General features: G+C 25.2%; 16 protein-coding genes and 1 pseudogene. 8 read left to right on the top strand and 9 right to left on the bottom strand.

Annotation, left to right across the window (positions count from 1 at the left end; genetic code table 4):
* Window positions 1-97: 97 nt before the first annotated feature.
* Window positions 98-262: pseudogene (locus AAHN02_RS06420) on the top strand (IS256 family transposase); the annotation flags it as partial.
* A 43-nt stretch (window positions 263-305) separates the two neighbouring features.
* Here the strand turns inward: AAHN02_RS06420 and AAHN02_RS03725 are convergent.
* The 8 genes from AAHN02_RS03725 to AAHN02_RS03690 form a co-directional block, all read right to left on the bottom strand.
* A complete protein-coding gene (locus tag AAHN02_RS03725; protein WP_342277339.1) occupies window positions 306-695 on the bottom strand; it encodes a hypothetical protein in 390 nt (129 codons plus the stop codon).
* 136 nt (window positions 696-831) lie between these two features.
* Entirely contained in the window at window positions 832-1023 is a 192-nt protein-coding gene (locus AAHN02_RS03720; RefSeq protein ID WP_342277338.1) for a hypothetical protein, read from the bottom strand.
* Window positions 1024-1030: 7 nt separating this feature from the next.
* On the bottom strand, window positions 1031-2680 hold the full coding sequence (locus AAHN02_RS03715) for a hypothetical protein (RefSeq protein WP_342277337.1): 1650 nt from the start codon (window positions 2678-2680) through the stop codon (window positions 1031-1033).
* A gap of 271 nt (window positions 2681-2951) precedes the next feature.
* On the bottom strand, window positions 2952-3344 hold the full coding sequence (locus AAHN02_RS03710) for a hypothetical protein (protein ID WP_342277336.1): 393 nt from the start codon (window positions 3342-3344) through the stop codon (window positions 2952-2954).
* Between the two features lie 22 nt (window positions 3345-3366).
* The gene (locus AAHN02_RS03705) at window positions 3367-3615 is read right to left on the bottom strand and encodes a hypothetical protein (protein WP_215826579.1); all 249 of its coding nucleotides are present in this window, start codon (window positions 3613-3615) and stop codon (window positions 3367-3369) included.
* A 2-nt stretch (window positions 3616-3617) separates the two neighbouring features.
* A complete protein-coding gene (locus AAHN02_RS03700) occupies window positions 3618-3902 on the bottom strand; it encodes a hypothetical protein (protein WP_342277335.1) in 285 nt (94 codons plus the stop codon).
* A 6-nt stretch (window positions 3903-3908) separates the two neighbouring features.
* On the bottom strand, window positions 3909-4892 hold the full coding sequence (locus tag AAHN02_RS03695) for a hypothetical protein (RefSeq protein ID WP_342277334.1): 984 nt from the start codon (window positions 4890-4892) through the stop codon (window positions 3909-3911).
* Window positions 4893-4916: 24 nt separating this feature from the next.
* Complete coding sequence (locus AAHN02_RS03690; protein ID WP_342277333.1) at window positions 4917-5153, bottom strand: hypothetical protein; 237 nt, start codon at window positions 5151-5153, stop codon at window positions 4917-4919.
* Window positions 5154-5482: 329 nt separating this feature from the next.
* Between AAHN02_RS03690 and AAHN02_RS03685 the strand changes: the two genes are divergently transcribed.
* The 7 genes from AAHN02_RS03685 (at window position 5483) to AAHN02_RS03655 (ending at window position 11448) form a co-directional block, all read left to right on the top strand.
* A complete protein-coding gene (locus AAHN02_RS03685; RefSeq protein WP_342277332.1) occupies window positions 5483-6427 on the top strand; it encodes an IS30 family transposase in 945 nt (314 codons plus the stop codon).
* Window positions 6428-7021 (top strand): hypothetical protein, encoded by a 594-nt coding sequence (locus AAHN02_RS03680; protein ID WP_342277331.1) that lies wholly within the window; start codon window positions 6428-6430, stop codon window positions 7019-7021.
* An 86-nt stretch (window positions 7022-7107) separates the two neighbouring features.
* Window positions 7108-7560, top strand: coding sequence for a transcription antitermination protein NusB (locus AAHN02_RS03675; RefSeq protein WP_342277330.1), 453 nt, complete (start codon window positions 7108-7110; stop codon window positions 7558-7560).
* Entirely contained in the window at window positions 7529-8266 is a 738-nt protein-coding gene (locus tag AAHN02_RS03670; RefSeq protein ID WP_342277329.1) for a hypothetical protein, read from the top strand. The genes AAHN02_RS03675 and AAHN02_RS03670 overlap by 32 nt, the downstream gene beginning before the upstream one ends.
* Before the next feature lie 13 nt (window positions 8267-8279).
* Complete coding sequence (locus AAHN02_RS03665; RefSeq protein ID WP_342277328.1) at window positions 8280-9095, top strand: TlyA family RNA methyltransferase; 816 nt, start codon at window positions 8280-8282, stop codon at window positions 9093-9095.
* A gap of 61 nt (window positions 9096-9156) precedes the next feature.
* Entirely contained in the window at window positions 9157-10371 is a 1215-nt protein-coding gene (locus tag AAHN02_RS03660; protein ID WP_342277327.1) for a DNA polymerase IV, read from the top strand.
* A gap of 132 nt (window positions 10372-10503) precedes the next feature.
* Window positions 10504-11448 (top strand): IS30 family transposase, encoded by a 945-nt coding sequence (locus tag AAHN02_RS03655; RefSeq protein WP_342277326.1) that lies wholly within the window; start codon window positions 10504-10506, stop codon window positions 11446-11448.
* Here AAHN02_RS03655 and AAHN02_RS03650 read toward each other — a convergent pair.
* Window positions 11432-12253, bottom strand: a complete 822-nt coding sequence (locus AAHN02_RS03650; RefSeq protein ID WP_342277325.1) for a hypothetical protein — start codon at window positions 12251-12253, stop codon at window positions 11432-11434. The two genes, AAHN02_RS03655 and AAHN02_RS03650, sit on opposite strands and share 17 nt — an antisense overlap.
* Between the last annotated feature and the right edge of the window lie 26 nt (window positions 12254-12279).

Below are 12279 nucleotides of genomic sequence, written 5' to 3'. Positions count from 1 at the left end.
TTTAAATTAAGATTAAAAATATTTTTACTAAAGCAGTATTTAAGTTTAAATACTGCTTTTTTATTTTGTTAAAATAGAAAAAAATAAAAGTTGCTTAGTTATTAAGAATAAAAAGATTTTTCCTAATCACTCATCAGTTTTTAAAATATTTTATTTATTATTTCAAAATATGGTTAAAAAATGAACGATGCCAATTCAAAATCGGGGTAGTGCGATTTCACATTTAATGATAAAAGTTGAAAACAGAATGAATTTAAGTTAATTACTTAGAGATGCAGTTAATTATACAATCCCCATTTTACAGTTTAATTATTTTTTAATTCTGCTTTAAAAGATAGTATTTTTATTGGAGTAGTAATTGTTTCATTAGCAATTTTAACATGAATATTTGAGGCAATAAATTCTGTTTTATCAAAAATCTTGTCATTTTTTATTTTAATTTTTAATCTTTTAAGCTCGTTTCATACTATATCATTTTTCTCAAAATGTAAACTTTTTAAACCACAATTAGGTCTTCAATTTTCTTCACAACTACTAGTTCCATCATATTTTAATCACTTTGGAATATTAATAACTTCTTCTTCTTTAGTACTATAAAAATTTATTGTATATTTATCGTTATATTTATATGTAATTTGAATTTTAACATTTGATAAATTTAATTCGTTAATTATTAGCGATTCATCCGGTGACAATTGTTTTTTTTGTTTGAACAAGCAGTTACGGGTAATATTGTTAATCCTAAAATAGCCATTATACTTAAAATTTTCATTTTTTAACTCCTTTATTTTATTTTTTCAATATATTATATATATATATATATATATATAATTATACAAAAATTCTTAATATCATTAGAAAAATGGCAAAACCGATTAAAAACTGAAATGTGTAATAAAAAGCTGGCACTGTTTTAAAAACTGGAAAAATAGCAGTTGAAAAGTTAACTGTTGCTTTCGCAATAATTGCTAACGGTCGTAAAATGGTAATGACTTGTGAAGCGGTCAGAATTCAGTTTAGCATTTTGATACTAGCTATTTTGAATCGCACAGCCAATATCGTTAAATGTGGGTATTCATCGCCCAGAATATTTACAATTTGCCGGCGGAATTAAGTCGTCTCATTCACTGTTATTTGAACCATCGGGAATAAACGCTGTGGAATTTAAAACATTAAAGTCATAAATTTTAAAATTATAGTTATAGGTATTACCTTTGTGATAAAGCGGAAAAGTTAAGGTAAAAATGTTAATACCATAGCGAATATCAATATCGGTATTTAGATAATTAATACTGTTGGCGGTTTTGTTGGTTGGTAAAGTGATGAGTTTATTATCATAAGATTTAAGGACATTAAATTCAATTTGATAGATACTGTTATTATTTTTAATAGCATTAAAATTATCTTGGTGCGTTTTTTTATCAAAAGTAAAGAAATAACTTCGTAGTAATAATTCCGAATTACCAGCAACATTGATTAAATATTTTTTGGGATAAAAGGTAATTAACGAGCGATAAAAGAAACCGATTTGAATAAAGTAATCCTTATTGTAATTATCTACTCCCTTAAAATCAATTTCAGTATGAGTTTTTTCGTCCATGTCAAAAGTAGCATAAAATAAGCTGGCAAAAAAGTTACCAAGAATTTCGTAAATTTCATCAAAAGTATTTTTATAATTATTACTGTTAATACTAGGAATATTGTTTTTAAAATAAAGGTAAATGTCATTTCGTAAATCGGGGTCATAGCGTAGAAAACTAAATTTAACATTAAGATAATTTAATGTTCCGAAAAGGTACTTAATTAGGTAATAATCGTTAGTGCTTTTGGTGTCATATTTTCATATTTCACTTTCACCGTGTAATAATTGTAAATAGTCATTACCTGCGATTAAGGTTTTATTAAAAGCTTTAATTTTTAAAATATTTTTATTAATTTCATCTTCACTGCTGGAAGTTTTATGATAAAAATAGCTTTCATTTTTAAAACCGTGGTTTTTAATGGTAACTTCTTTGTAATAACCTTTTTCTAAGGTGCCAATAAAATTAAATACTGGTGTTCAATAAAGATAAGAATAATTAAATTTGTCAAAATCACCACGATGAATCATTAAATAGTCAAGATTATCAATGATATTTGTATAATTATGGTTTCCATCAAATTTGGTGGTTGTTTCTGGCAAATCAATATCAGTTGTCGGTTTGGTTTGTGTTTCTGCTTTAAAAGATAGTATTTTTATTGGAGTAGTAATTGTTTTGTTAGCAACTTTAACATGAGTATTTGAGGCAATAAATTCTGTTTTATCAAACGTTTTGTCATTTTTTATTGTAATTTTTAATCTTTTAAGCTCGTTTCATACTATATCATTTTTCTCAAAATTTAAACTTTTTAAACCACAATTAGGTCTTCAATTTTCTACACAGCTACTAGTTCCATCATATTTTAATCACTTTGGAATATTAATAATTTCTTCTTTTTTGGTGTTATAAAAATCTATTTCATATTTATCGTTATAGTTATATGTAATTTTAATTTTAACATTTGATAAATTTAACACATAAGTTTCTTCACTTTCTCTTTTATTTCTAATTAGTTGTGTTTTTGTTTCGTCATTGTTAATATTTTGGGGAATCGTAAAAATGTTATTAAAACTAATAATTATCACAGTAAATATTTTCATAAACATTTTTATCACTCCTTTTTAAAATATTTTATTTTTCATTGTTCTTTTGGTTTTAATCTTTTTTAATACAAAACGAATTAAACAGTTCACTATTTGTGTTATGGTTACTCATACTAATGAATAACCTATAATCATTAACTTACCAATTGTTCCAAAATTTTTAATAAATTGTTGCAAATTTTCAATATCTGTATGTAATAATAAAACTATACTTAAAGATATGAATATAATGTAATTAAGTATTATTCATCAATATTTTTTTAAAGAATTAATGAGTTTGTTTGATTTCATTTTTCAAGGCTCTTTTTGCTTTAATTTTTTGAATAATCAAGTGGATTAATTTTTCAAATTTAAGTGCAAAATATATTGCTCCGCCTCATCAAAAAACAAATATTCCTGCTAGCATAATACCATTATTGAATTTACCAAAGAATTTAACCATTTCTTTGTTCATAAAATCATTAAATTCGTTACTTGTTCCGGTTATTCATTTAGTATCGCTTACTGTTAATGCACAAATTAATAAGCTTATAAAGATGAAAATGGTACTTAATGCTATTTTTAACCATTGCTTTTTAAAAGAATTTTTAATTCTTAATTTTAATGGCGTTTTTTCTTTTAAATTATCTTTTTTAAATAATTTTCCTAAAAGTTTTTTCATTTTAACTCTCCTTTCATATTTTTTATCGTCCTTTAATCACAATAAATAAAGCAATCAGTACACAAGTAACACCAAGAATGGTAAAAATTGGGTGTTGCGAAAATGTTCGTGCCATTGGTTTAAATAGTTCTAAAATTGTTAAATTGCTAGTAATAAACTTTTGGAAATTCGCAAGGCCTTCGCTAATATAGTTAGTTAAAGTTTCAAAATGACTACCAGCCAATAATCCAAGAACAGTTATTAAGATAAAAATAATAATTAGTTTAAACATCGTTAGTTACCTTGGTTTGTTTTTATTGGTTTTATTTGTTTTTTAGCTTTTCCTCACGCACTTAACCGCCCTTTATTTTTAACCGCGTATTGGCGTTGTTTTTCCAAATTAACTTGTTGACTACCAAATCCAAGAATAATTGCCATAAGAAATTCTACAGCCAGCGTTAAGAATAGAGGAAATATTAATTGAATATTCGTTCCAGGCACTTCTAAACCTCAAATTAAGTCAAAAACTTTATAAAGCATTTGAGCGAGAAAGTCGGCCATTTTTGCGAGATTTTCCATTTTTTATTATTCCTTTTCTTTCATTTTTCTTAAAAATTTGCTAAATTTATCCATTTTTAAGTATTCTAAGTCTTCTAAATCAATTGCGGTGTCATTATAGTATTTATCTTCATAGTCAGGATTTACTTTTGCATTTAAGTAATCTCTTAAAAACGCTAGGTAAAAAGAATTGTAAGTGTTTAATATTGGTAGCGGAATTTTTAGTTTAAAAAAATAAATATCAAGTTCAGGAATATCACGATATTTAATGCAACGCCCCCTTTTGCTATTTTTAGCATCAATTAAAGTGTTTCGTCAGCGTTCATATTCTTCAATGCTTGTAAAGGTACCATAGATGACTTTTAAGTAGGGGCGAAAAATATTAACTGGTTTTTTGCGAATGCCCACAATCACATTGTTGGCAATATCACGAACTTTAACTCATATATGTTTATCTCTTTGACCACTAGCCAGCACAATATGACCGAAATGGCGTGCCAGAGCAAAATACTCTTGAATACCGCTTTCTTCATTTTTGGTATTATTTTTTTCTCAATCAGTTCCTTCTAAAAATAAATTGGTTTCATCTCATAGCAGTAAGGTCTTATCTGGCAATACCGGATAATCAAAGTCTAACAAACCCATATGCCCTAAACTTAATTTTTGGGTTTCTAGTAATGGAAAGGTTGCGGCGATATGATACTTCTTCTTTTTTAGTAATTTTGATGCGTATACTAGAAAAGCGGTTTTTCCAGTTCCTAATGAACCAATCACAATGTTTAATGGTGAGTTTTTTAAGAAATTAATAACTTTGTTAATTTGTTTTAAATTACCGATTTTAAAAAGGAAAATCAAAATACAACCTGCTAAAAATAAATAGCTCACAATGTTTTTAAAATAACCGTTGTAAATGTATCAAATTGCTCCGCAATGTCATAAAATTAAAAATGAGGTGCGATTTAATTCAATAAAATGGTTATTTTTTTTTATTATTCATTTGCAAAATTTCATCTTGCACCTCACTTTATTTTTTTGTTAGCGGACTGCGCCAAGTAATTTTTCAAACATTTTAAAGCAAATAAAGAATATTGCTAAAATAAATGGAAAAATGAAGATTCAGTAGTCAGCAAAGAAGTTACCGACTTGCGGCATATTAACAGAAATAATTTCTCACATTTTAGTAAATGCTGTTATAATTGCATTTCACAATTTAGTCATCGCATCACTAGCTGTTATTTTTGCTGGTGCCTCGGCTAAGAAAGTTCCAATCATATAATCACCCCCTTTCTTCTTAAGGCATTCGTCATTTGTCTTTATCTAAATACTGATATGGTTTTTCAAAGTAACATTAGAATAAATCAGGCCATAATCGCTGTTAATAATCAAAAAGCAATGTTTGCCATTAAAAGTCAAAGTGTTTCTTGGGGGTTAAATCAATTTCTTTACCACCAGTAATATGAGCCGGAATGGTTGTAATTTGAATGCTGAATTATGCTGAATTATACTTGTAAGTGCAAGTAAATAAAATTGCAAAAGATTTCATATAAAAATTTCATGATGCTAAGTTTATTTTAGAAAAAGTAAATTTAAGGAGTTTTTATATGGGATACAAACATCTTGGTATAGATGAAAGAATTTATATTGAGAATCAATTGAAATTTAAAGTAAAAATTAGTGAAATAGCTAAAAATCTTAATCGAAGTATTAGTACTATTAATCGAGAAGTTAATAGAAATAAAGATAATAATCATTATTTTTCATTAATTGCACAAAATAAAGCAGAAAATAGAAAACAATTACATGTTTATTTTCATAAATTTAAAAATAGAGAATTAGTAAAATATGTACAACAAAAATTATTATTAGGTTGATCGTCTGAACAAATTTATGGCAGAATTAAAAATTTTCATCAAGAATGAATTATTAGTTTTAAAACAATTTACAATTGAATTTATTCTGGATTACTTGAAAAGGTTACTAGTAAAAATTTAAGAAGAAAAGGTAAGAAACGAAAATCTCAAGAAAATCGGGGTAAATTTAATGGTAAATCCATTAAAGAACGAAATATTAATAATCGCATAACTCTTGGCCATTGAGAAGGTGATACTGTAGTATCATCACGAGGTAAAAGTAAATCATGTTTAATAACTTTAGTTGAAAGAACATCAAGATTTACTTTAGCAATATTAGTTGAAAATAGAACTACTAAAGTTATTAACAAAAATATTAGTCATTATTTATCAATTCTTCCAAATAATCTTGTTAAGACTATAACATTTGATAGGGGTAAAGAATTTGCTAATTGACAACAACTTGAAAAAAATTTAAATGTGAAAATTTATTTTGCTGATACATATTCACCTTGACAAAGAGGTACTAATGAAAATACTAATGGTTTAATTAGAGAAAAATTTCCTAAAAAATTTAATTTTTCAAACACTACTAAAAATGCAGTTCATAAATTTATATTGTCTTTAAACCAAAGACCAAAAAAAATACTAAATTATCTTTCGCCAATCGAATATTTGGTTAGAAAAATAATTTAGTTGCACTTAACTTTACAATTTGGCAGTACAATTTTTCATGAACTTTCAAGTAAAAAAGTTTCTGGTAAAAATAAATGATTGCATCCTGATATTGTTGGCGTTCATTTTCCATTTAATGATTTTAGTAAAAAAACTTTAAAGTTACAAAAGGAATATTTAGGATCTTTGAAAACAAAGTTTTATTCATTTGAATTAAAAAAAGAATTAAGTTTTGCTAATCTTCGTGAATCTTATTTTCAAGCAGTATCAAATTCATCTTGAGCCAATGAAGGGTATTTAGTAGCCTTAAAAATTTCTGAAAGTAATGACTTTATTAATGAATTAAAAAGACTTAATGATGCTTTTAATATTGGTGTTATTAAGCTAAATCCTAATAATATTAAGCAAAGTATTATTTTATTTCCAGCAAAAGAAAAAGAAACTCTTGATTGAGCAACAATTGATCGCTTAGTTACTGAAAATTCTGATTTTAAAGATTTTGTTAGAATTGTTATTCAATCATTACAAGCAAATACCATTGTTGGTAATTTTGATAAGGTACTAACAGATGCCGAATATGAAAATTATATTAATGAAAAACATATTAAAGAATAATAAAATATTTGAATTAAGCATATTTTCTATTTAATAGAAAATATGCTTTCTTTTATGCTAAAATTAGTAATAACGGTGGTAAAGATATGGAAAAAAATTCACAGCATAATATAAGAGAAAGCATAATTTTTTTTATCTATCAACAACAATTATTAAATTATGACTTAGAAACAATTATTAAAGAAATTAAAGAAAATGAAGAAGATTTTAATACGGAGATTACTAATAATTTAATCCATCTTTTCGAACAACGAGAAATTATAATTAAAATTATTAATAAGTACTTAAAAGTAGGGTGACATTTTTCTAAATTATCTAATTTAGAGCAAGGGATTTTATTGTGAGCAACTTATGAATTACTGATTTTAAAAGAAAATTCAGCAATTATTATTAATGAAGCAGTTCTTATTACTAAAAAGTATTTCATCAATAGTGAATATAAATATATTAATGGCATTTTGCAAAGTATTGCTGATAATGAGAAAAAAACTAACAAGGATGACAACTATGGAAAATGAATTATTGAAGAAATCTATTAAATTAGCAAAGAAAACATTAATTAAAACCATAAAACAAACCAATAATCCAGAAATTATCCAAGATGGTTTGTATATTTTAAATGTTGTTACTAAACATAGTATTTTTATGCAAGCATTAGGTCTATTAATTGTTAATGAAAAATTAAGTCCCGAGTTATTTATTCGTCATTTAATTTCTTGCAAAGCTATAGTTTGTAGTCAAATTTATCTTTTTGATTTAGAAATTAAAAAAATTAAAAATCTGAAAGTAATTAATGAATTTTTTCAAAACTTAGCAGTTAGTTCTGCAATTAAATCACCAATTGAATTACAATTACAAGATACCTATAATAGTAAAATTAAAAATATTGACGAGTTAAAAGGTTTAGAATTAATAAGAAATGAAAAATTTTATCTTCTCGCCCATCTGATTGGTAATTCATTTGAATCGGTAGCAATTTTTAATCACAAAGAAAATAACAAAACTTATTATTATAATTTTGGTTTTTATTTAGCATTATATTTTTTATTTCATCGTGAAACCTTAGCCCGAAAAGCTAAAATTCCTTCTTTATTAGACCAATTACCAACACAAAATCTTTTAATTGTAAAGCTTAATATTATGGAAAAATATATTAATGCTATTGCTACAATATATCCTTTAGAATTTAACGAATTTATTATCCTCAATAACAAATCAATAAACAAAATGAAAAATTTATCGTAAGTGAAGAACAACAATGAAAAAAATCCGATTAGATATATTATTAGTTCAAAAAGAATTATTTCATTCTCGAACTGAAGCTCAAAGTGCCATTATTAATCATCAAGTACTTGTAAATGAGGAATTAATTATTAAGTCAGGAACTTTAGTTGCCCTTAACAGTATTATTAGAATAAAAAAACAAGATAATCAATTTGTTTCTCGTGGGGGATATAAATTAAGTAAAGCTCTTAAAGCGTTTAATATCAATTTAGAAAATCTTGTATGTTTAGATATCGGTTCTTCTACGGGTGGTTTTACTGATTGTATGTTACAAAATCAAGCAAAATTGGTTTATAGTTTAGATGTCGGTACTAATCAATTAGCTTGAAAATTACGAATTCACCCCCAAGTAATTGTTATGGAAAGCACTAATTTTCGTTATGTTAAGAAAGAAATGTTTAAAAAAAATATTAGTTTTTGTGCTATTGATGTTGCCTTTATTTCATTAACAAAAATTATTCCGGTTTTAACAGAAATTTTAATGCCCCAAGGTCAATTAGTTTGTTTAATTAAACCACAATTTGAAAGTAGGAAAACGCAAATTGAAAAGGGGGGCGTTGTTAAAAACCCCATAGTGCATTATCAAGTATTAAATAATTTAATTGCTTTTTTTAAAGAATATGGTTTTTCTTTACAAGGTTTAATTTATAGTCCAATTGTTGGCCACAAGAAAGGAAATATTGAATATTTAGCTCATTTATCTTTCAATAACCTTTTACAAAGCAAAGAAATTAATGTTATAAAATTAGTAGATGATGCTTTTAATACCCTTAAAAATCCCACCAAATAGATTTTATATTAACTAAAAAGGATAAGTTAAAAGATGAAAGTAATATTTTATATTGATATGAATGCTTTTTTTTGCTAGTTGTCATCAAGTTATTGATCCAAGGATTGTTTCCAAACCTATTGTTGTTAGTAGTCAATCCAGAAGAGCAATTGTTGCTTCAGCTAACTATGAAGCGAGAAAATATAATATTAAAACTGCCATGCCCTTATATCAAGCAAAAGCGTTATGTCCGACATTAATTTGTATTAACATCAATCGTAAACTTTATATTGAGTATTCACATAAAATTTTCAATTTATTAGTAAATAATTTTACCAATAAAGTAGAAATAACTTCGATTGATGAATACTGTTTAGACGCAACTAATATTTATCTTCAATACAATAATGCATTTGAATGCGCTAAAGCAATCCAAAACAATATTTTAAATTCATTAAATTTACCTTGTAGTATTGGAATTTCTTATAACAAATTTTTAGCTAAAATGGCATCAAAAGTTAATAAACCATTAGGAATATTTATTTTTAAACCTCATAATATCAAAACTAAACTATGACCACTAGATATTAAAGAACTATCTGGTATCGGCAAAAAAACAACTGAAAAATTAAAAAATATTAATATTAATACTATTGGTGACTTTGCAAATAGCACTAATAACTGAGCTTTACAAGAAATAATAGGGAAAGGTTATTTTGTTCTTCAACAAATAGCTCTTGGAAAAACATCAAACATTAATGATCAGATTAATTTTCAAGAGCAAAAATCAATTAGTCATGATTTAACATTTGAATATGATACTGAAAATATTGATGAAATTAAACAATATTTATTAGATTTAACTTGCAAAGTTGTTAGTCGTGCTAAAAGTAATTCATTAGTAGGGAAGATAATTACTTTCGCTTTCAAAACTAATCGTACTCAGTGAACATCTAAACGAATTTCATTAACTGATTATACCAATGATATTGATACCATTTATTCCTCGGTTTTATATTTATTTGAAACCATTTGAAACTATCATTCAATTCGTGCCATTAGAATTAATTTAGGAAAAACAGTTAATCAATATGACTTAAATATCCAACTTGAATTATTTAATCCCGCATTATCATCCGAGAAAAAATCACAAATGACCGTACAAGAGACAATAATTAAAAAAATAAATAGACAATGAAAACAAGAAATTAGTATGACTGGTAAAAAATATTTAGACAAAATTTATTCTAAAAACAATAATAGCTATGCTACTAAAAATAAAACTAAAAAAATATAAATAATAATATAATTAATAATAAATGCTGAATTATACTTGTAAGTGCAAGTAAATAAAATTGCAAAAGATTTCATATAAAAATTTCATGATGCTAAGTTTATTTTAGAAAAAGTAAATTTAAGGAGTTTTTATATGGGATACAAACATCTTGGCATAGATGAAAGAATTTATATTGAGAATCAATTGAAATTTAAAGTAAAAATTAGTGAAATAGCTAAAAATCTTAATCGAAGTATTAGTACTATTAATCGAGAAGTTAATAGAAATAAAGATAATAATCATTATTTTTCATTAATTGCACAAAATAAAGCAGAAAATAGAAAACAATTACATGGTTATTTTCATAAATTTAAAAATAGAGAATTAGTAAAATATGTACAACAAAAATTATTATTAGGTTGATCGCCTGAACAAATTTATGGCAGAATTAAAAATTTTCATCAAGAATGAATTATTAGTTTTAAAACAATTTACAATTGAATTTATTCTGGATTACTTGAAAAGGTTACTAGTAAAAATTTAAGAAGAAAAGGTAAGAAACGAAAATCTCAAGAAAATTGGGGTAAATTTAATGGTAAATCCATTAAAGAACGAAATGTTAATAATCGCATAACTCTTGGCCATTGAGAAGGTGATACTGTAGTATCATCACGAGGTAAAAGTAAATCATGTTTAATAACTTTAGTTGAAAGAACATCAAGATTTACTTTAGCAATATTAGTTGAAAATAGAACTACTAAAGTTATTAACAAAAATATTAGTCATTATTTATCAATTCTTCCAAATAATCTTGTTAAGACTATAACATTTGATAGGGGTAAAGAATTTGCTAATTGACAACAACTTGAAAAAAATTTAAATGTGAAAATTTATTTTGCTGATGCATATTCACCTTGACAAAGAGGTACTAATGAAAATACTAATGGTTTAATTAGAGAAAAATTTCCTAAAAAATTTAATTTTTCAAACACTACTAAAAATGCAGTTCATAAATTTATATTGTCTTTAAACCAAAGACCAAGAAAAATACTAAATTATCTTTCGCCAATCGAATATTTGGTTAGAAAAATAATTTAGTTGCACTTAACTTTACAATTTGGCATGCTTTAATTTTCAAAACATTTTCATTTATTTTATCTTCATTGCTAGAAGTTTTATGATAAAAATAGCTTTCGTTTTTAAAACCGTGGTTTTTAATGATAAATTCTTTGTAATAGCCTTTTTCTAAGGTGTCAACAAAATTAAATATTGGTGTTCAATAAAGATAAGAATAATTAAATTTGTCAAAATCACCGCGATGAATCATTAAGTAATCAAGGTTATCAATAACATTGTTATAGTTATGGTTGCCGTCAAAATTAGTTATTGTTGTGGGCAATTCAATATCTGTAGATGGTCTTATTTGACCTTCAATTTTTGTTATTAGTTGTGTCCAATTGGGATTTTTTAATATTGTTACTTTTAGATTAACGATTTCCTTTTTTTGAATATTACCGTTTTCAATTTCTTCATACTTGATATTAAAGTTGAGTTTTGTAAGTTCATCAAGAATATTTTCGTTTTTTGCGTGGTAATTATCTATTATGCTATGTATTGTCTTTTCGTTAATTGGCGATATTGTATCAATTTTTATTCAGTTTGGCATGTTTATTGGTCATTGTTGTGTATGTATATATAAATCCCATTTTATATCAGTAGTAGGTTTTTTTCATCTATTTTTTACTAAGTAAACAAATCCTTTTTTTAAGTTTAATTCATAAGCTTCATTGCTTTCTCTTTTATTTCTAATTATTGATTGTGTTGTTATTTCGTCATTGTTAATGTTTGGAAGAATAGTAAAAATGTTATTGAAACTAATAATTAACACGGTAAATATTTTCATAAACATTTTTATCACTCCTTTTTAAA

The organism is Spiroplasma endosymbiont of Nephrotoma flavescens, assembly GCF_964030835.1.
Classification (GTDB): Bacteria; Bacillota_I; Bacilli_A; order Mycoplasmatales; family Nriv7; genus Nriv7.
Note: the sequence above shows the minus strand (reverse complement) of the source record. Positions and strands in the feature narration are given on the sequence as shown.